The following is a 20,027-nucleotide window of genomic DNA, read 5'->3' as shown; positions in this document are numbered from 1 at the left end:
GCACCAGGCCCGTTCCGGGCGATCTGGTCCGTGAATTGCGGCTCTGCCATCACCTTCCCGTGGCGCTTTCGAGCCTGTCACCTTTCTTCGATCTCACGCCAGTGTTGGTCGGCTGTCAATCAAAAGCCGTGACTTTTTTTGGGTGTTTTGCCCGAAAGTATAAGCGCTTCCTTTAAAAACGGCAGGATTGCCTTAGAATCGGTCAAAATCCTGGAAGCCCGTATGATCCATTCGAAACGGCATGGCGAGATTTTGCGGCTCCTCAACGAGGAGGGCACCATCACCATCGCCAGCCTGGCCGACCGGCTGGGAGTCTCGCTGGAGACCGTGCGCCGCGACGTCAAGCCGCTCACCAATGACGGCTCGATCCTGAAGATGCACGGCGCCGTCAGTCTGCCGGCAATGGCGGGCGAAGCGCCGTTCGAGCGGCGCATGCGCGAGAATGCCGACGCCAAGCGCGCCATCGCCCGCATGGTCGCCGCCACCATACGCGACGGCGAGTCGGTCATGCTCGATACCGGCACGACCACCTCGTTCCTCGCCCGCGAGCTGCTCGGCCACCGGCGGCTCACCGTTGTCACCAATTCGTCCGACATCGCCCGCACGCTGGCCACCGTCAACGGCAACAAGGTCTACATGGCCGGCGGCGAGTTGCGCAGCGATTCCGGCGCCGCCTTCGGCGTCTCGGCCATCGACTTCGTCAGCCGCTTCTCCGTCAGCCACGCGGTGATCTCCATCGGCGCGGTCGACGCCATTGCCGGCCTGATGGACTACGATCTGGAAGAGGCGGAGTTCGCCCGCATGGTGCTGTCGCGCGGCCAGCGCTCGGTGGTGGTCACCGATCAAAGCAAGTTCGGCCGCCAGGGTCTGGTCCGGGTCTGCGGCTTCGACGGCTTTTCCGAACTCGCCACCGACCTGCCGCCGCCGCGCGACATCGCCGCCGCGCTCGCCGAGGCCGGCGGGCGGATCAGCATAGCCGGTGGCGACGGCAGCTAAGACCGCGACAGCGATGGTGTGGGCCGCCAAGTGGCCCGCTTTCCTTCCGCCCTGCGCCAGTGTTTAGTCCCGCCATGGCTTTCACCATCCGCCAGCTGCAATTCTTCGTCGCCGTCGCCGAGCAAGGCACCGTGTCCGGCGCCGCGCAGAACCTCTCCATCTCCCAATCCTCGGTCACCGAGGCGATCAAAGAACTGGAAAGCGACCTCGGCGTCGAACTGTTCGAGCGCCATCCGCGCGGCCTCAACATCACCCACAAGGGCCACCAGTTCCTGCGCCACGCGACCAAGATCCTCGCCGATGTGTCGGACGCCCGCCGCGCCTTCTTCGGCGACCAGCTGGTGGCCGGCGGCCGCCTCCAGCTCGGCGTCACCTCGCTGGTCGCCGGCTATGTGCTGTCCGATCTTCTCGCCCGTTACCGTCGTGCCTATCCCGGTGTCGAGGTCTCGGCCATCGAGGACAATGGCGACTATCTCGAGCACCTCTTGATCGGCGGCAAGCTCGATATCGCCGTCATGGTCACCTCGAACCTGCGCGACCGCACCGCGCTGCAGTCGGAAATCCTCGAGGTCTCGGCCTATCGCCTGTGGGTGCCGCTCAGCCACAAACTCGCCAGCGCCGACATCATCGATCTCAGCGACATCGTGTCGGAGCCGCTGATCATGCTGACCGTCGACGAGATCGAGGAGAACACCGGCAAGTTGCTCGCCGCGCTCGGCGCCAGGCCGCATGTCGCCTTCCGCACCCGCTCGGTCGAGGCGGTGCGCAGCCTCGTCGCCACCGGCGCCGGCGTGGCGCTGTTGCCCGACCTCGTCTACCGGCCATGGTCGCTGGAAGGCGACCGCATCGAATCGCGCGATATTTCCGGCGCCTTGCCGGTCGTCCAGGTCGGCATGGTCTGGCGCCGCGGCTCCAGCCTGCCGCAGGCCGCGCGCGACTTCATCGGCCTTGCCCAGTCGCAGCGCATGGTCCGCCAGCGCCCCTGACAAGCTCGCGCATTTATCTATCGGAAAAACCGATATCGGCTTTCTGATAAATGAATTTGCGAAACCGGGAATTTCGCAGCAACCTCCGGTTAGGGAACCAAAGCCGCCGCTGAGTGCGGCCCCTTGGAGCGCCGCCCATTTTCCTGGTCGGTGGACGCTTCAATGTTTTGAGGGTGCGCGTGATCTTATCGGAGACATGCGCCAAAATGGGAGATCGATGATGAATTCATTCCTGAAGTCGTGCACTGCATTGACGGTCGCGCTGACCTTCTCCGGCCAGGCCGTCGCCCAGGTCAAGGAACTCGGCAAGGGCGAGGGCGAGGTCAACATCGTCGCCTGGCCGGGCTACATCGAGCGCGGCGAAACCGACAAGGGCTATGACTGGGTCACCTCCTTCGAGAAGGAGAGCGGCTGCAAGGTCAACGTCAAGACCGCCAACACGTCGGACGAGATGGTCTCGTTGATGAACGAGGGCGGCTTCGACCTCGTCACCGCGTCGGGCGATGCTTCGTTGCGCCTCGTCGCCGGCAAGCGCGTGCAGCCGATCAACACCGATCTCGTCCCGAGCTGGAAGAGTGTCGACGACCGGCTGAAAGACGCCCCCTGGTTTACGGTCGACAAGGTGCACTACGGCGTTCCCTATCAGTGGGGCCCGAACGTGCTGATGTACAACACCGACGTCTTCAAGGAAGCGCCCAAGAGCTGGAATGTCGTCTTCGAGGAGATGAAGCTGCCGGACGGCAAGTCGAACAAGGGCCGCGTCCAGGCCTATGACGGTCCGATCCACATCGCCGACGCCGCCAACTACCTGATGTTCCACAAGCCGGAGCTCGGCATCAAGGATCCCTACGAATTGACCGAAGACCAGTACAAGGCTGCGCTCGACCTGCTGCGCGTCCAGCGCACGCTTGTCGGCCGCTACTGGCACGATGCCGCGATCCAGGTCGACGATTTCCAGAACGAGGGCGTCGTCGCCTCGGGCTCGTGGCCGTACCAGGTCAACACGCTGGTCGCCGCCAAGAAGCCGGTCTCCTCGACCGTGCCGGAGGAAGGCGTCACCGGCTGGGCCGACACCACCATGATGGAGGCCGACGCCGCCCATCCGAACTGCGCCTATATGTGGCTTGAGCACTCGCTGTCGCCCAAGGTTCAGGGCGATGTCTCGGCCTGGTTCGGCTCGCTGCCGGTGGTGCCCGCCGCCTGCAAGGGCAATGAACTGCTAGGCGACGAAGGCTGCAAGACCAACGGCTACGACAATTTCGACAAGATCAAGTTCTGGAAGACGCCGGTGTCGAAATGCGCCAGCGAGAACAACCAGTGCGTTCCCTATTACCGCTGGGTGTCTGACTATATCGGCGTCATCGGCGGACGGTGATGCTTTACCCTCCCCCTTGTGGGGAGGGTAAACGCGCAGCGTCGGGGTGGGGGTCTGTGCCAGCCACCCCACCCGCGGCTTCGCCGCGACCTTCCCTATCGAGGGGGAGGTGAAGCAGCGCGCTATCGCGATCCGACAGAACCAAATCGGCAACTGACTGACAGCCCATGACCTCGGCCGTATCCTTTCAAAAAGTCTCCCGCCATTTCGGCAGCGTTCGCGCCGTCGACGCCGTCGATCTCGACATCGCGCCCGGCGAGTTCTTCGCCATGCTCGGCCCGTCGGGCTCCGGCAAGACCACCTGCCTGCGCCTGATCGCCGGCTTCGAGCAGCCGACCTCGGGCTCGATCTCCATTTTCGGCGAGCGCGCCGAGGGCGTCCCGCCCTACCGCCGCAACGTCAACACCGTCTTCCAGGACTACGCGCTCTTTCCGCATCTGAACGTCCTCGACAACGTCGCCTACGGGCTGATGGTCAAGGGCGTCGGCAAGCCGGAGCGCCATAAGGCGGCGGAAGAGGCGCTGTCGCTGGTCAGGCTTCCTGGCTATGGCGCCCGCCGTCCCGGCCAGCTCTCCGGCGGCCAGCGCCAGCGCGTCGCGCTCGCCCGCGCGCTCGTCAACCAGCCCAAGGTGCTCCTGCTCGACGAACCGCTCGGCGCGCTCGACCTCAAGCTGCGCGAGAACATGCAGGAGGAGTTGAAGTCGCTGCAGAAGGCGCTCGGCATCACCTTCGTCTTCGTCACCCACGATCAGGGCGAGGCGCTGTCGATGGCCGACCGCGTCGCCGTCTTCAACGACGGCAGGATCATGCAGATCGGCACGCCTGAAGACATCTACCAGCGCCCGAGGACACGCTTCGTCGCCGACTTCGTCGGCTCGTCCAACGTGCTGCCGCCGGATTTCGTCCAGCGCTATTGCGGCCAGCATCGCTGGGGGAGTCTGCGCCCCGAATCCATCCGTGTCGCGCGCGACGCGAGCGGCGACGGCGTTGCCGCCCGCCTGGTCTCGACCAACTATCTCGGTGCCACCACCAGGCTGGCGCTCGATGCCGATGGACTAAGGCTTCACGCCGTGGTGCCCGCCGGCATGGGGGTGCCTGAGGAAGGCGAGGCGGTGCTGCTCACCTTCAACCGTGACCACCTGCATCTGATGGACGAGCCGGCATGATTGAGGTCTGCGCGAAGCACCCCCCTCTGTCCTGCCGGACATCTCCCCCGCACGGGGGGAGATTTGCTATCGCCACCGGCTTCGCCAATTTGCAACGCGTCAGAACCGGCAGGACAGACAAGCTGCTGATCTCCCCCCTTGCGGGGGAGATGTCCGGCAGGACAGAGGGGGGTGGGCGGGAACTCAACCTCTCAATTAGTCAACAACAAACGGTGGCCCCATGACCATCGCCGCCCTCAACTCCAACCCCGCCGCCCCTGCCATCCTGCCGGGCACCGGCGGCCTGCGCGGCGCGCTCTCCGACCTGTTCTGGCGCCGGCCGAAGCTGTTGCTGCTCCTCATGCTGCTGCCGCCGGTGCTGTGGCTCGGCATCGTCTATATCGGCTCGCTGTTCGCCCTGCTGGCGCAGAGTTTTTTCTCCATCGACGAGTTCTCGGGCCTCATCAACCGCGAGTTCACGCTCAAGACCTATGGCGACCTGCTCCAGGCCGCCAATCTCGACATCATCCTGCGCACGGTGACGATGGCCGCGCTCGTCACGCTGGCCTCGGCGATCATCGCCTTCCCGATCGCCTACTACGCGGCGCGCTACGCGCGCGGCCGCTGGAAGGCGCTGTTCTATCTTGGCGTCATGCTGCCGCTGTGGTCGAGCTACCTGGTCAAGGTCTATGCCTGGAAGCTCATCCTCGCCAAGGAGGGCATCCTCACCTGGCTGCTCGGCAAGCTGAACCTTCTGTGGTTGCTCGATGCCTGGCTGTCGCTGCCGATCGTCGGCGGCAACTCGCTGTCGGTGTCCTTCACCGGCACCTTCATCGCCTTCGTCTATGTCTGGCTGCCGTTCATGATCCTGCCCGTCCAGGCGGCGCTCGAGCGCGTGCCGGGCAATCTGGTCGAGGCCTCGTCCGATCTCGGCGCCTCGCCCGGCCAGACCTTCCGCAACGTGCTGTTCCCGCTGGCGCTGCCCGGCATCGTCGCCGGCTCGATCTTTACCTTTTCGCTGACATTGGGCGACTACATCATCCCGCAGATCATCGGCACCTCGCGCCTGTTCATCGGCCAGGCCGTCTATTCGCAGCAGGGCACGGCCGGCAACATCCCGCTCGCCGCCGCCTTCACCGTGGTGCCCATCGTCATCATGGGCTTCTACCTCTGGGGCGCCAAGCGCATGGGGGCCTTCGATGCGCTCTGACGGCTCGCCTTCCGCCCCGCTCGGCCTGAAGATCGCCGCCGCCTGCGGCCTGCTCTTCCTGCACCTGCCGATCCTGCTGATCTTCGTCTACGCCTTCACGACGGAGGAAAAGAGCTTCGTCTGGCCGCCGCCGGGGCTGACCACGCAATGGTTCGCCGTCACCTGGAACCGGCCGGATGTGTGGGAGGCGCTGTCGCTGTCGATCCGCGTCGCCGCCATCTCGACGGCGATCGCGCTGGTGCTCGGCACGCTGTGCGCCGCCGCCGTCTCGCGCACGCGCTTCTTCGGCCGCGAGACCATCTCCTTGCTGGTCATCCTGCCGATCGCGCTGCCCGGCATCATCACCGGCATCGCGCTGCGCTCGGCCTTCGCGCTGGCCGACATCCCCTTCTCGTTCTGGACGATCGTGCTCGGCCACGCCACCTTCTGCGTCGTCGTCGTCTACAACAATGCCGTCGCCCGCTTCCGCCGCACCTCCGGCTCGATGATCGAGGCCTCGATGGATCTCGGCGCCGACGGCTTCCAGACCTTCAGGCATGTCGTGCTGCCCAACATCGCCACCGCGCTGCTTGCAGGAGGCATGCTCGCCTTCGCGCTGTCCTTCGACGAGGTCATCGTCACCACATTCACCGCCGGCCAGCAGCAGACCGTGCCGATCTGGATGCTGGAAGAGCTGATCCGCCCGCGCCAGCGCCCGGTCACCAATGTCGTGGCCATGGTCGTGGTTCTGGTGACGCTGCTGCCGATCCTCTTTGCCTATTACCTGACCCGCGACGGCGACCAGATCGCTGGTTCGGGCAAATGAAGAACAGCGAATAGGGAATAGCCAATAGCGAATAAGGGAAAAGTCGACCGCCAACCCAATTCGCTACTCGCTATTCGCTACTCGCTCCTGATCAAGGAGAAATCTTATGGACACCCAGATGCTGATCGGCTCGACCTTCGAGAAGGGCACCGAGACCGAGGAGCCGATCCTCAATCCAAAGACCGGGGCGACCATTCTAAGCCTGCCCGAAGCCAGCCCGGCGCAGATCGAGGCTGCTGTCAGTGCCGCCGAACAAGCGTTCGTCAGTTGGTCGCGCACCACGCCGGCGCAGCGCTCCGGCTATCTGCTGAAGATCGCCGACCGCATCGAGGCCGAGGCCAAGGAGTTTGCAGCACTGGAGGCGCTGAACTGCGGCAAGCCGATCAACTCCGTGCTCAATGACGAGATCCCGGCGATCGTCGACTGCTACCGCTTCTTTGCCGGCGCCGTCCGTTCGATGCCCGGCCAGGTCGCCGGTGAATACCTGCCCGGCCACACCTCGATGGTTCGGCGCGACCCGATCGGCATCGTCGCCTCGATCGCGCCGTGGAACTATCCGCTGATGATGATGGCCTGGAAACTGGCGCCGGCGATCGGCGGCGGCAACACCGTCGTCTTCAAGCCGTCCGAGCAGACGCCGCTGACGGCGCTGAAGCTGGCCAGGATCCTGGCCGAGATCCTGCCGGAAGGTGTCGTCAATGTCGTGCTCGGCCGTGGCGAAAGCGTCGGCAACGCGCTGATCAACCATGCCAAGGTCAACATGATCTCGATTACTGGCGATGTCGCCACCGGCAAGAAGGTGCTGCAGGCGGCCGCCAAGTCGGTCAAGCGCACGCATCTCGAGCTCGGCGGCAAGGCGCCGGTCATCGTCTTCGACGACGCCGATCTCGGCGCCGTGGTCAGCGGCCTGCGCGCCTTCGGCTACTACAATGCCGGCCAGGACTGCACCGCCGCCTGCCGCATCTATGCCGGCAGGAAGGTCTACGACAAGCTGGTCGCCGACCTCTCCTCCGCCGTCTCGACCATCAAGTACAACCGGCCGGACGACACCGAGAACGAGATTGGCCCGCTGATCTCGCGCCGCCAGCGCGACCGCGTGTCGAGCTTCGTCGAGCGCGCCTCGGAACTGAAGCACATCGAGATCACCACCGGCGGCAAGCCGGGCGAGGGCTCGGGCTTCTACTACCAGCCGACGGTCGTTGCCGGCGCGCTGCAGGAGGACGAGATCGTGCGCCGCGAGGTGTTCGGCCCGGTTGTCTCGGTCACGCGCTTCTCGGAGGTCGACGAAGCGGTGAACTGGGCGAACGACAGCGATTATGGGCTGGCCTCGTCGGTGTGGACCAGGGACGTGTCGCGCGCCATGGCGACGGCTGCCCGCCTGCAATATGGCTGCACCTGGATCAACACCCACTTCATGCTGACCAACGAGATGCCGCATGGCGGATTGAAGCAGTCCGGCTACGGCAAGGACATGTCGCTCTACGCGCTGGAGGACTACACCGCCGTCCGCCATGTCATGGTGGCCCACGGCTAGCGCCATTCGCAGGGAACCTACCATTCAAAACCAGGGAGGAAGAAGATGCATCGCCGCCAGTTTCTGACATCAGCAGCCATTGCCGCCACGCTCCTTGCCGTCGCGCCGGCCTTTGCCGACGACAGCGCGAAGTCGGTTATCGAGGCATACCTCGCCGCGTGGAACGCCCATGATTCCGCCAAGGCCGCGGGCTATTTCGCCGACGACGTCACCTACTACGACGCGTCGGTCGGCACCCCGGTCAAGGGCAAGGAAGCGGCCAAGGCCGGCGTCATCGACAATTTCCTCAAGGCCGTCCCCGACGCCGTCTGGACGATGAAGGGCGCGCCTGTGATCGAGGGCGACCGCGCCTCCTTCGAATGGGAGTTTTCCGGCACCAACACCGGCCCCTGGGCCGACGGCACCGCCGCAACCGGCAAGAAGTTCTCCTTCACCGGGGCCTCGATGTTTTCACTCAAGGACGGCAAGATCGCAACCCAGAGCGACTATTACGATGCGCTCGGTTTCTACAAGCAGCTTGGCCTGATGTAGGTTGCGGCTTCGGGCAAAAAAGGATGGCGGCGGGACTGCCATCCTTAAAGTATTCAGCTCACCGGTTGTCATCCGTTAAGTCTGTTGAACTGCCGCCGCATGGCGACGGTTGCCGATTTACTGAATATTCAACCTGTGCGAGCAGCTTCGCTGACGGGAAACCACGCGGCGAGGGGGTTCGCGCATGACTGTCTCGAAGATCAAGCTGACAATGATCGGCGGCTTCTGCCTGCTGGTCGCCTTCTTCTGCGCCAAGGACATCATCGCCAAGAGCGGCTGGCCGCAGGTGCCGGCCGAAATCACGGCGGTCACGGTCGAATGCCTGATGGAATCGACCCAGCACAGGATCGTCTACAAGACAGTCAGCAGCGCCTCGATCCCATGCGAATTGGTTGAAGCATTCAAGTCGGTCCATGCCGACAAGGAATGGACGGTGAAACAGAAATTCACCGGCATCTTGCGCGTCGGCGCCGGCGCGGACGCCGTCGAGGCGACCATGGACTTGAACAAGAGCGGAGGCCGTGAGCCACAGGTTGGCGATAAGCTCGTGGTTGTTCAGAATCCCGCCAAGGCGACACAGATCGAGCGGGCCGGAATGACCGGCACGCGTGTCATGCTGGCCGCCGGCGCGGCGGCGCTCGGCACTCTGCTCCTGTTCCTCGCGTTCAGGCGCCCGCGGCCGTCGCGCGCCAATGCCGCGGCCGCAGGCTTGCCGGGAGGCAATGCCGCCGAGCGCGCCCGCCAGGCGGACGCCATGATCGCTGCGGCGTTGGCCAAGCAGGCCACCCTGCCCAATCAGGGCCCGGCCGGCCGCCAGGCGGCAGCGGGGCTGGCCAGGGAGGCGCGCTTTTCGGGGCAGCGCACCAGTTTCGGCCGCAAGGGCTGACGGCCGGACCAACGTCTGTCGCCCCGGAGCGGTTGCGGGCGACAGGCATGCCGATTGGGGCCGCCGCTATTCGACGATCCGGAAGATCTGCCAGACATTGGTGCCCGACACGACATAGGGCTCCAGCGCCTTGCCCCATTTGGCGTGCGCTTCGATCTTGCCGAGCTTGGCGAAGAACGCTTCCAGCTGGGCCAGGCTTTCCACCTGGTGATGCGACTCGATCCTCGATTCATGCGCGCCGATCGATCCGGTCATGATCTGGAAGTTCAGATCTGAGATGCCGACCTGCGAGCCGACGTCGCGTTCCCATTGCCGCATCATGTCGAGCACGGTCTGCTTGTGGCCGAACTTGGCGTCGATCTGCCATCTGGCGCTGAACATTGTCGTTCTCCTGCGAGTTTGCGGCCCAGCCGCTGTTGATCTGCTTGCTACTCGTCCCAGGCTTGCACCACGGTCTGCCGCGCGATCCTGCCGGCCTTGAGCTCCAGCATCGCCGCGCAGAACACCTTGGTGCCGTCGGGATAGGCGCAGGCCTGGGTGAAGGCGAGGTTGTCGCCATCGGCGATGGTGGTGTCGACCTTATGGGTCATCGCACGGCTGCAGATGTCGTCCCAGAAGGTGGTGATCGCCGCGCGGCCGCGGATTTCGCGCGGCTTGCTCGGCGGATTGTTGCGGTCGATCACCTTCCAGCGCGTCGTCGGTGTAGAAGCTCGCCAGCAGCTTGCCGTCACGGCCCTCGATTGCCTTCTTGATGGCAGCGCCGTCCACCAGTTGAGTCTTGGTCAACATTTTCTCCTCCATGGCCCGCCGCAAGGCGGGACGTTCGATTGATCGGGGGCGCTGCCCGGCTCAAGCGCCGGGCAGACGCATTCCTCACTGCGACTTCGCCTTGACGGCGGCGAATACGTCGTCGGTCTGCTTCTTGAAGGTGGCGAGATCGACCTGGCTGCCATTGAGCATCGTCGACCAGTGGCGCACGATGGCCGCCATCGCGATCGCCTCCTTGATCTCCTCGTCGCTCGCGCCGTTGAGCCTGGCCGCCTCGGTGTGGAAGTAGATGCAGTATTGGCAGGGGATCTGCGCCGCCACCGCAAGCCCCATCAGCTCCTTGGTCTTGCCGTCGAGAGCGGTGTTGGGATTGAGCTGCACGCCCTTGATCTCGGCCCAGGCGCCGGCGACCGCCACGTCAGGCAGCGTCTTGAACATGGCGGGCACTGAACCGAGCGTCGCCTGGATGTCTTTGTAGGCAGCGGTGGCCGAGGCGTCTTCGGCTTTGGCGGGAGCAAGCGTGAAGATCGCGCCAACGCCTGCCGCGATCACCAGCGATTTGAGTGTCCGGTTCGACTTCTCCATCTCATCCTCCATTGGCAGGTGCTTCGCGGCGAAATCCGCCTGGCCTGCATGGAGAAAATCCTAGCGCTCTGCCGCGCTGCGCCGCTTCGCCCAAAAGCGCCATGGCTCTCATGGCCCGCACGGGCCAGTGTGCCTGGCCGAAAACGCCGCCGCCGCCGCCCGCGACGGCAGGTCGAGCTTGAGCAGGATGTTGGCGACGTGACGCTTGACCGTGTGTTCGCTGAGGCTGAGCTCTGCGGCGATCGCGGCGTTGCTCTTGCCGTCGGCGATCAGGTTCACCACCTCGCTTTCCCGCGCCGTCAGCGTCGCCGGCTCGGCTGGCCTGGCCTTCGGCCGGCCGGCCGGTTCCAGATGCTGTTCCGAGGTCGCGTGCACCACCGGCAGCGGCTCGTCCAGCTCGTCGAGGCTGATGCGGCCGGCCTCAGTGAAATGCAGCCCCGAGCCGACGGTGAGGTCGGCAACCAGCCGGGAGGCAAGGATGTCGCCGCGCCCGGCATGGCTGGCAAGCTGCAGGGTCACGCGCGCCGTGAGCCCGACCGGCTGGCCGCGCAGCTCGATCTCGCCGACATGCGCCCCTTGCGCGCTCGCCACGCCGATCTGCTGCGCCGCCTCGCGCAGCGCCGCCGCGCAGCGTATGGCGCGCCCCGGCCCGTCGAAGCGCGAGACCATCAACTCGCCATGCGTGCCGGCGGCGCGCCCGCCATGGCGGCCAACCAGCAGCCGCCAGGTTTCCTGGAAGCGCTGGCTGCGCTCGCTCCACATGCGGTCGCCGAGCTTGGCGGTGTCGTAGATGCGCGTCACCAGCAGTGCGGCAAGCACGCGCTCGGTGTCGGCCACTGCCGGTTCGCCGGTCAGGAACTCCTCGATCAGGTCGGCCACGCGGTCGACGTCGCCGGTCCACACCGGATGGTCGCGCCCGGCTATCTCGACCAGTCGGGCGCCGGGGATCTTGCGGGCAAGGAAGCGGCTCGCCTCGGGGTCGACCCGCACATCGTTGCGGCGATGGATCAGGAGCGTCGGCGCGCTGGTCGTGCTGAGGATGCCGCGCACGTCGACATCGGCATTCATGCGGGCCAGCGCTGCCGCCGCCGTCGGGCTCGCCGACAGCCGCTCGAAGCGCGCCCACCATTGCGAGAAATGCGGGTCGTCGATCCGGCCCGGCGCGAAATTGGGCAGCGTGGCGCCGGTCCCCCACGCCGTTTCCGCGGTCTCGATGAAGGCCTCGAGACGCTCTGGCGGCATCACCCATCTGTGGAAATTCGCATAGCCGCCATAAAGCACCAGCGACCGTGTCCGCTCCGGATAGGTGGCCGCGAACAGCATCGCCATCGGCGCCCCTTCCGAGGCGCCGAGGATCGCCGCGCGGCCACTGCCGGCGGCATCCATCACCGCGCGCACGTCGTCCATGCGGGTCTCGAGGCTGGGCAGGTGGCGGCTGTCGACGCGGTCGGAGAGACCAGTGCCGCGCTTGTCGAACAGGATCAGCCGCGAGAATGCCGAAAGCCGTTTCAGCAGACGGCTGTAGCCCTCATCCTCCCACTGCAGGTCGAGGTTGGATATGAAGCCCGGCACGAAGACGAGATCGAACGAGCCCTGGCCGACCACCTGATAGGCGATCCGCACATCGCCGCTACGGGCGTACCGGGTCTCGATCGGCCTCACGCAACACCCCGCCGGCCAGACGACTTCTTGTCGTCGACCATAGCAGAGCTATGCCGTCCGCGGCAGACAAACTTTAGAGAGCTAAAATATAAGGTCTTTGGTGAACGGGAGCGACGGCCGCGTTACTTGTGCAAGGCACTGTTCTCGCCTTGCGCAGGTCCGGTGTAACCGATGCTCGTGTCGGCCTGTTCGGACGTCTTGGGCCGCTTGATCTTTGCCGAGGCGGCCACTACCAGCTCGTTGAACGTCTCGGTGCCGTCGTCGAGCATCTCGAACAGCTGCCGCCGCATCCTCGGTTCCCAGAACTTGTTGATGTGCTCGGCGACGCCGGTGATGCCTTCCTCGCGCGGCTTGGAATCGAAGAAGGTTGCGATCTGGTTGGCCATGCGCACCAGCTTTTCCCTGGTGCTCGTGATGTGGTCTTCGTCATGCGACATGCTTGGCAACTCCGGAAACCACCCGGTCGGGGTGGGTGAAAATATCGAAATCTTCGCCGCGCACCAGCGCCACCAGCGTCATGCCGGCGGCCTCGGCCGTGCGGATGGCAAGTGCGGTCGGCGCCGAAACGGCGATGATGATGGCCGCACCGATGGCGGCCGTCTTCTGCACCATCTCGACCGACACGCGCGACGTGACCACGACGGCGCCCGTCGCGCCGTCGATGCCGGCCTTGGCAAGCGCGCCGGCCAGCTTGTCCAGCGCATTGTGGCGGCCGACATCCTCGCGCGCCATGACGACGCCCTGGCCCGGCACGTAGAAGCCGGCGGCGTGCACGGCACCGGTCTCGGTATGCAGCGGCTGCACCTTCGACAGGAGCTTGACCGAGCGGGTGATGTCGTCGGCGTCAAGCGTAAGCTTCGACGAACCGACCGCGTCGACCGAACGCATCGCCTCCTCGATGGATTCGATGCCGCACAGCCCGCAGCCGACCGGCCCGGCGAGCCTGCGCCGCCTTGCCTGGAAGCGCGTGTTGGCCTTGTCCTTCAGCCTGATCTGGATGTCGATGCCGGCGCCGAGATCCTCGACCTCGATCGCCTCGATCTCTTGCGGATCGGCAACGATGCCTTCGGTCAGCGAGAAGCCGAGCGCGAAATCCTCGAAATCGGCGGGGCTCGCCATCATCACCGCATGGGTGGTGCCGGCATAGGAGAACGCCACCGGCGTCTCCTCCGGCACCATGCGGTTCGCCGCAGTCGTGCCGCTGGCGCGGTGCGCGAGACGAGAGGTCTGAGAGACAGGAGGGCGGGTCACGAGGCGCCAACCTCTGGCCTGCCAGCTATCTCACTTAGGAAGCACCTTGCTTCAACGGGCGATGGCTCTTCCGGGCCTTCCCCCACTCCGTCGCTGCTTCGCAGCGCCACCTCTCCCCCCTCCGGAGGGAGAGGAAGGGCGACTCCCGACCAAGGCTCGCGCCTTTCCTCTCCCCCGTCGATCGGGGGAGAGGTGTCGAGCGAAGCTCGACGGAGTGGGGGTCGACCATGTCTCGACACAATTACTCCGCCGCTTCCAGCGGAGCGATGCGGCGGCTCTGCCGCGCCTGCTCGTTATAGTCCTTCTGCCAGTCGGTCGGGCCATTGGACGGCGCCACCTGCACGGCCGTGACCTTGTATTCCGGACAGTTGGTCGCCCAGTCCGAGAAGTCGGTGGTGATGACGTTCGCCTGGGTGTCCGGGTGGTGGAAGGTCGTGTAGACGACGCCCGGCGAGACGCGGTCGGTGATCAGCGCGCGCAGCGTCGTTTCGCCCGAACGGCTCACCAGCCGCACCCAGTCGCCCTCGCGGATGCCGCGGTTCTCGGCGTCGTGCGGGTGGATTTCCAGCCGGTCCTCGGCATGCCACATCACGTTCTCGGTGCGCCTGGTCTGCGCGCCGACATTGTACTGCGACAGGATGCGGCCGGTGGTGAGCAGCAGCGGGTAGCGCGGGCCGGTCCGTTCGTCCGTCGCCACATATTCGGTGCGGATGAACTTGCCCTTGCCGCGCACGAAGCCATCGACATGCATGATCGGGGTGCCGAGCGGCGCCTTGTCGTTGCAGGGCCACTGCACCGATCCGACGCGGTCGAGCATCTCGAAGGAGACGTTGGCGAAGCTCGGCGTCGTCTTGGCGATCTCGTCCATGATCTCGGACGGATGCTGGTAGTTCCAGTCGAGCCCGATGGCGCGGGCAAGCTCCTGCGTCGCCTCCCAGTCGGCGTAGCGCGCCTTCGGCTCCAGCACCTTGCGCACCATGTTGATGCGGCGCTCGGCGTTGGTGAAGGTGCCGTCCTTCTCGAGGAAGGTCGAGCCCGGCAGGAAGACATGCGCGTAGTTCGCCGTCTCGTTGAGGAAGAGGTCGTGCACGACGACGCATTCCATCGCGGCGAGACCGGCGGCGACATGCTTGGTATCGGGATCGGACTGCAGGATGTCCTCGCCCTGGATGTAGATGCCCTTGAACGAGCCGTCGACGGCGGCGTCCAGCATGTTGGGGATGCGCAGGCCGGGTTCGTCGTCGAGCTTGACGCCCCACAGGCTCTCATAGATGTCGCGCACCGCCTCGCCTGAGATGTGGCGATAGCCCGGCAACTCATGCGGGAAGGAGCCCATGTCGCACGAGCCCTGCACGTTGTTCTGACCACGCAGCGGGTTCACGCCGACGCCCGGACGGCCGATATTGCCGGTGGCCATGGCGAGGTTGGCGATCGCCATCACCGTGGTCGAGCCCTGGCTGTGTTCGGTGACGCCGAGGCCGTAGTAGATCGCGCCATTGCCGCCCTTGGCGTAGAGCCGCGCCGCACCCCGGATCAACTCGGGATCGACGCCGGACAGCTTGCCGACGGTCTCGGGGCTGTTTTCCGGCAGGGCGACGAAGGACGCCCAGTCCTGGAACTCGGCCCAGTCGCAGCGCTCGCGGATGAAGGCTTCGTCGAACAGGCCCTCGGTGACGATGACATGCGCCAGCGCCGTCAGCACCGCAACGTTGGTGCCGGGCTTCAGCGGCAGGTGATAGTCCGCCTCGATATGCGCTGACTTGACCATCTCGGTGCGGCGCGGATCGAGCACGATCAGCTTGGCGCCCTGGCGCAGCCGCTTCTTCAGCCGCGAGGCAAACACCGGGTGGGCGGAAACCGGATTGGCGCCGATGACGACGGCGACGTCGGTGAATTCGACCGAGTCGAAATCCTGCGTGCCGGCCGAGGTGCCGTAGGTCTGGCCGAGCCCGTAGCCGGTCGGCGAGTGGCAGACGCGCGCGCAGGTGTCGACATTGTTGTTGCGGAAGCCCTGCCGCACCAGCTTCTGGACGAGATAGGTCTCCTCGTTGGTGCAGCGCGAGGAGGTGATGCCGCCGATCGCGGTGCGTCCGTACTGATACTGGATGCGACGGAATTCCTTGGCCGTGTGGGCGATCGCCTCTTCCCAGCTCACCTCGCGCCACGGATCGGAGATCTTGTCGCGGATCATCGGCGACAGGATGCGGTCCTTGTGGGTGGCGTAGCCATAGGCGAAGCGGCCCTTCACGCAGCTATGGCCGTGGTTCGCTTTGCCGTCCTTGTAGGGCATCATGCGGATGACCTCGTCACCCTTCACTTCGGCCTTGAACGAGCAGCCGACGCCGCAGTAGGCGCAGGTGGTGACCGCCGAGCGCTCCGGCATGCCCTTCTCGAGCACCGTCTTCTCGCGCAGCGCGTCGGTCGGGCAAGCCTGCACGCAGGCGCCGCAGGACACGCATTCGGAGGCGATGAAATCCTCGTGCATGCCGGCGACCATGCGCGACTCGAAGCCGCGGCCCTCGATGGTCAGCGCGAAGGTGCCTTGCACCTCCTCGCACGCCCGTACGCAGCGCGAGCAGACGATGCACTGCGCCGGATCATAGGTGAAATAGGGGTTGGATTCGTCGCGGGCGATGTAGTCGACGGCCAGCGAGCCATGGCCTGGCGCCACGCCGTTCTCTTCCTTGACATGGTTGCGGCCCTCGACGCCGTAGCGGTTCTCGCTCAGGCCGACCGACTTCGCCACCACGTCGAATTCGCTGGCGCCGGTGCCGGCCGTCTCGTTCCAGCCGGTCGGGTGGTCGGAGACGTAGAGCTCCATCACGCCGCGGCGGATCGCATCGAGCCGCTCGGACTGCGTGCGCACCACCATGCCTTCGCCGACCGGCGTCGTGCAGGAAGCCGGCGTGCCGCCGCGTCCATCGATCTCGACCAGGCAGACGCGGCATGAGCCGAACGAATCCAGCATGTCGGTGGCGCAGAGCTTCGGGATCTCGACCCCGCCCTCCATCGCCGCGCGCATGATCGAGGTGCCTTCCGGCACCGTGATGCTGCGGCCGTCGACGATCAGCGTGATCTGTTTCTCCGCCCTCGACTCCGGGGTGCCGTAGTCGATCTCTTCGATGAGCGATGGGAAGTCGGCCTTGATGTTCATCTGCCAGCTCCTATTCAGCCGCCACGCGCGTCGGCGCCGGCTTGAAATCCTCGGGGAAATGCGTGATCGAGCTCATCACCGGGTAGGGCGTGAAGCCGCCCAGCGCGCACAGCGATCCGAACTTCATCGTGTTGCAGAGGTCGGTGACCAGAGCGAGGTTCTTCTCCGCCTCGATGCCGGAGGCGACCTTGTCGAGAACCTCCACTCCGCGCGTCGATCCGATGCGGCACGGCGTGCACTTGCCGCAGCTCTCGATGGCGCAGAACTCCATGGCGAAGCGCGCCTGCTTCAGCATGTCGGCGGTGTCGTCGAACACGGTGAGGCCGGCATGGCCGATCAGCCCGTCCTTGGCGGCGAAGGCCTCATAGTCGAACGGCGTGTCGAACAGCGCGCGCGGGAAATAGGCGCCGAGCGGTCCGCCGACCTGCACCGCCTTCACCGGACGCCCGGAAGCCGTGCCGCCGCCGATGTCGTCGACGATCTCGCCCAGCGTCAGGCCGAAGGCCGTCTCGAACAGGCCGCCATGCTTGACGTTGCCGGCAATCTGGATCGGGATCGTGCCGCGCGAGCGGCCCATGCCGAAATCCTTGTAGAAGGCGGCACCCTTGTCCATGATGATCGGCACAGAGGCCAGGCTGATCACGTTGTTGATCACCGTCGGCTTGCCGAACAGGCCCTGGATTGCCGGCAGCGGCGGCTTGGCGCGCACCACGCCGCGCTTGCCTTCCAGGCTGTTCAGAAGCGAGGTTTCCTCGCCGCAGACATAGGCGCCGGCGCCGACGCGGATTTCCATGTCGAAGGCGTTGGGCGAGCCCAGCACATTGACGCCGAGCACGCCGTGCTTGCGGGCGATCTCGACGGCCTTGTTCATCGTCGCCACCGCATGCGGATACTCCGAGCGGATATAGACGAAACCCTTGGTCGCGCCGGTGGCGATGCCGGCGATCGCCATGCCCTCGATCAGCACGAAGGGGTCACCCTCCATGATCATGCGGTCGGCGAAGGTGGCGCTGTCGCCCTCGTCGGCGTTGCAGACGATGTATTTGCGGTCCGAAGCGGTATCGAGCACCGTCTTCCACTTGATGCCGGTCGGGAAGCCGGCGCCGCCGCGGCCGCGCAGCCCGGATTCGGTGACCTGCTTGACGATGTCCGCGGGCGCCATGGCGACGGCGTTGTGCAGGCCCTTCAGCCCGCCATGCGCCTTGTAATTGTCGAGCGACAGCGGATCGATGACGCCGCAGCGCGCGAAGGTCAGCCGCGTCTGCTTGGCGAGGAAGGGGATCTTGTCCGGCGCGCCAAGCCAGCGCTTATGGGGCGCGCCCTTGAGGAAGCCGCTGTCGAACAGGCTCTTGACGTCGGAAGGCTTGACCGGCCCGTAGGCGACGCGGCCCTCGGCCGTCGCAACCTCGACCATCGGCTCCAGGAAATAGGCGCCGCGCGAGCCGTTGCGCACGATCTTGGCCTCGACGCCGCGCTCCGCGAGTTCCTTCTCGATCGCCTTGGCGACCTTTTCGGCGCCGAGTGCCAGCGCGCCGGAATCTCCGGGGATATAGATGCGCGGGATCATGAGCGTACCTCCGCGACGATCTCTTCGATCTTCTCGTCATCGAGCCGCCCGATCACCTCGCCGTCCAGCATCGCCGACGGCGAACAGGCGCAAAGCCCGAGGCAATAGACCGGCTCCAGTGTAACCGATCCGTCGCGGGTGGTCTCGTGGAAACCGATGCCGAGCAATTGCTTGACCTTGGCGGCGACCGCATCCGAGCCCATCGACTGGCAGGCTTCCGCCTGGCACAGCTTGAGCACATGCCGGCCGGCCGGGCGGGCGCGGAAATCATGGTAGAAGGTGACGACACCGTGCACTTCGGCCCTGGAAAGGTTCAGCCCGTCGGCGATGACCGGCAGCGCTGCCTGCGGCACATGGCCGAATTCTTCCTGGATCTCGTGCAGGATCGGCAGCAGCGGACCTTCGAGGTCCTTCAATTCATCTATGATCGCGGCTGCGCGCGATGCGATCTCGGTACTTGCAGGCTGCATTGGCATGCAGCGCCCTCCCTGGTCGTGGCGACCCGATGTGTGTCACCCAAAATATAGAGCGGTTTTGGGGCAACGACACGCACCCGGCGCAATATCGCTAAGTCCTTACGAAATCAGAGGAAACCTCCGAAATCAATAAAGCTGTCCCGTTGCTTGATAGAAATTTTCTATCAAGCGCGCTCGACCTGCATTGTCTAGCCTAGCGATGGGCGCGGAAATCGTCCGCAAGCGTCATCGCCTCGTCCAGCAGCGCCTGCACCAGGGGCGTGTGCGGCTCGCCGGGCGCCGCCACCAGGCCGACCGTGTGGCTGGCGTCCGGATCGACGATCGGAATGGCCCTGATCGGTTCGGAAAAGCCGAATGTTTCCGCAAGGTTGAGCGGCATGATGGACGACCATTTGCCGGTCCGGATGTGCGAAAACAGCACGATCATCGAATTCGATTCCAGCGTCGGCCGCACCTGCACTCCGGCCTCTGCCAGATGCTGGTCGATGATGCGGCGGTTCTGCATGTCGGGCGTCAACAGGCAGAGCGGCAGCTGGCTGATCTCCGCCCACGTCACTTTGTCGCGGTCGGAAAAGGGATTTCCGACCGCGGTGATCAGCTGATAGCGCTCGTCATAGAGCGGCACGCTCACCACGCGTCCGAGCGGTTCGTTGTCGAGATAGGTGATGCCGGCATCGACGTCGAAATTGCCGAGCAGCGACAGCACCTCGATCGAGGTGCGCGACAGCACCGAGAAGGTGACGCCGGGATGCTTGGCCCGGAATGGCGTCGTCAGCCGCGCCACCATGGCGAGCGCTGTCGGGATGGCGGCGATGCGGATGCGGCCGGACAGGCCGTGCCGGGCCGCGCGCATCTCCTCGCGCATGGTGCGGCTGTCGCCGACGATGCGGCGCGCCCACACCAGCACCTGCTTGCCTTCCGGCGTCAGCCCCTGGAAGCGCGAGCCGCGCAGCACCAGCATGACGCCGAGCTGCTCCTCAAGCTGCTTGATCCCCGCCGACAGCGTCGGCTGGGTGACGCCGCACACTTCCGCCGCCCGGCCGAAATGTTCCTCCCTGGCGAGCGCGATGAAGAATTCCAGCTTGTCGATCATGCC

20 protein-coding genes are annotated in these 20,027 nt (G+C 65.5%); 9 read left to right on the top strand and 11 right to left on the bottom strand.

Translation table 11 applies throughout. The annotated features are described in order from the left end of the window. Positions 1-222 precede the first annotated feature (222 nt). The 9 genes from PU724_RS09275 (at position 223) to PU724_RS09235 (ending at position 9,468) form a co-directional block, all read left to right on the top strand. Complete coding sequence (locus PU724_RS09275) at positions 223-996, top strand: DeoR/GlpR family DNA-binding transcription regulator (RefSeq protein WP_292169320.1); 774 nt, start codon at positions 223-225, stop codon at positions 994-996. Between the two features lie 74 nt (positions 997-1,070). Beyond that, complete coding sequence (locus PU724_RS09270) at positions 1,071-1,982, top strand: LysR family transcriptional regulator (protein WP_127282457.1); 912 nt, start codon at positions 1,071-1,073, stop codon at positions 1,980-1,982. A 220-nt stretch (positions 1,983-2,202) separates the two neighbouring features. Further along, positions 2,203-3,357 carry an ABC transporter substrate-binding protein gene (locus PU724_RS09265; RefSeq protein WP_354420520.1) on the top strand — a complete coding sequence of 385 codons (1,155 nt, stop codon included), beginning with the start codon at positions 2,203-2,205 and terminating at the stop codon, positions 3,355-3,357. Between the two features lie 167 nt (positions 3,358-3,524). Then, a complete protein-coding gene (locus PU724_RS09260) occupies positions 3,525-4,523 on the top strand; it encodes an ABC transporter ATP-binding protein (protein ID WP_354420264.1) in 999 nt (332 codons plus the stop codon). 220 nt (positions 4,524-4,743) lie between these two features. Then, positions 4,744-5,712 (top strand): ABC transporter permease, encoded by a 969-nt coding sequence (locus PU724_RS09255; protein ID WP_354420263.1) that lies wholly within the window; start codon positions 4,744-4,746, stop codon positions 5,710-5,712. Next, the gene (locus PU724_RS09250; RefSeq protein ID WP_127282453.1) at positions 5,702-6,517 is read left to right on the top strand and encodes an ABC transporter permease; all 816 of its coding nucleotides are present in this window, start codon (positions 5,702-5,704) and stop codon (positions 6,515-6,517) included. Before PU724_RS09255 ends, PU724_RS09250 begins: the two co-directional genes overlap by 11 nt. Before the next feature lie 106 nt (positions 6,518-6,623). Then, entirely contained in the window at positions 6,624-8,051 is a 1,428-nt protein-coding gene (locus tag PU724_RS09245; protein ID WP_354420262.1) for a gamma-aminobutyraldehyde dehydrogenase, read from the top strand. 45 nt (positions 8,052-8,096) lie between these two features. Further along, positions 8,097-8,582, top strand: coding sequence for an ester cyclase (locus PU724_RS09240; RefSeq protein WP_354420261.1), 486 nt, complete (start codon positions 8,097-8,099; stop codon positions 8,580-8,582). 184 nt (positions 8,583-8,766) lie between these two features. Continuing rightward, the gene (locus tag PU724_RS09235; RefSeq protein WP_354420260.1) at positions 8,767-9,468 is read left to right on the top strand and encodes a hypothetical protein; all 702 of its coding nucleotides are present in this window, start codon (positions 8,767-8,769) and stop codon (positions 9,466-9,468) included. Positions 9,469-9,534: 66 nt separating this feature from the next. Here the strand turns inward: PU724_RS09235 and PU724_RS09230 are convergent, their stop codons facing one another. The 11 genes from PU724_RS09230 to PU724_RS09180 all read right to left on the bottom strand — a co-directional run bounded on the left by PU724_RS09230 (position 9,535) and on the right by PU724_RS09180 (position 20,024). Beyond that, positions 9,535-9,849, bottom strand: a complete 315-nt coding sequence (locus PU724_RS09230) for a hypothetical protein (RefSeq protein ID WP_127282449.1) — start codon at positions 9,847-9,849, stop codon at positions 9,535-9,537. A gap of 47 nt (positions 9,850-9,896) precedes the next feature. Further along, a complete protein-coding gene (locus PU724_RS09225) occupies positions 9,897-10,073 on the bottom strand; it encodes a hypothetical protein (protein ID WP_354420519.1) in 177 nt (58 codons plus the stop codon). Further along, complete coding sequence (locus tag PU724_RS09220; protein WP_426213166.1) at positions 10,048-10,254, bottom strand: hypothetical protein; 207 nt, start codon at positions 10,252-10,254, stop codon at positions 10,048-10,050. The genes PU724_RS09225 and PU724_RS09220 overlap by 26 nt, the downstream gene beginning before the upstream one ends. Positions 10,255-10,341: 87 nt before the next feature. Continuing rightward, positions 10,342-10,821, bottom strand: coding sequence for a carboxymuconolactone decarboxylase family protein (locus PU724_RS09215; RefSeq protein WP_354420259.1), 480 nt, complete (start codon positions 10,819-10,821; stop codon positions 10,342-10,344). Between the two features lie 108 nt (positions 10,822-10,929). Then, the gene (locus PU724_RS09210) at positions 10,930-12,483 is read right to left on the bottom strand and encodes an alpha/beta fold hydrolase (protein ID WP_354420258.1); all 1,554 of its coding nucleotides are present in this window, start codon (positions 12,481-12,483) and stop codon (positions 10,930-10,932) included. Between the two features lie 122 nt (positions 12,484-12,605). Continuing rightward, on the bottom strand, positions 12,606-12,920 hold the full coding sequence (locus tag PU724_RS09205) for a formate dehydrogenase subunit delta (RefSeq protein ID WP_128273125.1): 315 nt from the start codon (positions 12,918-12,920) through the stop codon (positions 12,606-12,608). Continuing rightward, positions 12,910-13,734: a formate dehydrogenase accessory sulfurtransferase FdhD gene (gene fdhD, locus PU724_RS09200; RefSeq protein WP_354420257.1), complete on the bottom strand. Its 825-nt coding sequence runs from the start codon at positions 13,732-13,734 to the stop codon at positions 12,910-12,912. Before fdhD ends, PU724_RS09205 begins: the two co-directional genes overlap by 11 nt. Positions 13,735-13,975: 241 nt before the next feature. Next, positions 13,976-16,888, bottom strand: a complete 2,913-nt coding sequence (gene fdhF, locus PU724_RS09195) for a formate dehydrogenase subunit alpha (RefSeq protein WP_354420256.1) — start codon at positions 16,886-16,888, stop codon at positions 13,976-13,978. Positions 16,889-16,898: 10 nt separating this feature from the next. Continuing rightward, complete coding sequence (locus PU724_RS09190) at positions 16,899-18,455, bottom strand: formate dehydrogenase beta subunit (RefSeq protein ID WP_127309573.1); 1,557 nt, start codon at positions 18,453-18,455, stop codon at positions 16,899-16,901. Next, positions 18,452-18,931, bottom strand: coding sequence for a formate dehydrogenase subunit gamma (locus PU724_RS09185; protein WP_127282854.1), 480 nt, complete (start codon positions 18,929-18,931; stop codon positions 18,452-18,454). Before PU724_RS09185 ends, PU724_RS09190 begins: the two co-directional genes overlap by 4 nt. A 193-nt stretch (positions 18,932-19,124) precedes the next feature. Continuing rightward, on the bottom strand, positions 19,125-20,024 hold the full coding sequence (locus PU724_RS09180) for a LysR family transcriptional regulator (RefSeq protein WP_127282853.1): 900 nt from the start codon (positions 20,022-20,024) through the stop codon (positions 19,125-19,127). Positions 20,025-20,027 lie beyond the last annotated feature (3 nt).

The organism is Mesorhizobium abyssinicae (assembly GCF_049887195.1).
Taxonomy (GTDB): domain Bacteria; phylum Pseudomonadota; class Alphaproteobacteria; order Rhizobiales; family Rhizobiaceae; genus Mesorhizobium; species Mesorhizobium abyssinicae.
The sequence above is the reverse complement of the archived record's forward strand: the minus strand, read 5'-3'. Positions and strand labels throughout refer to the sequence as shown.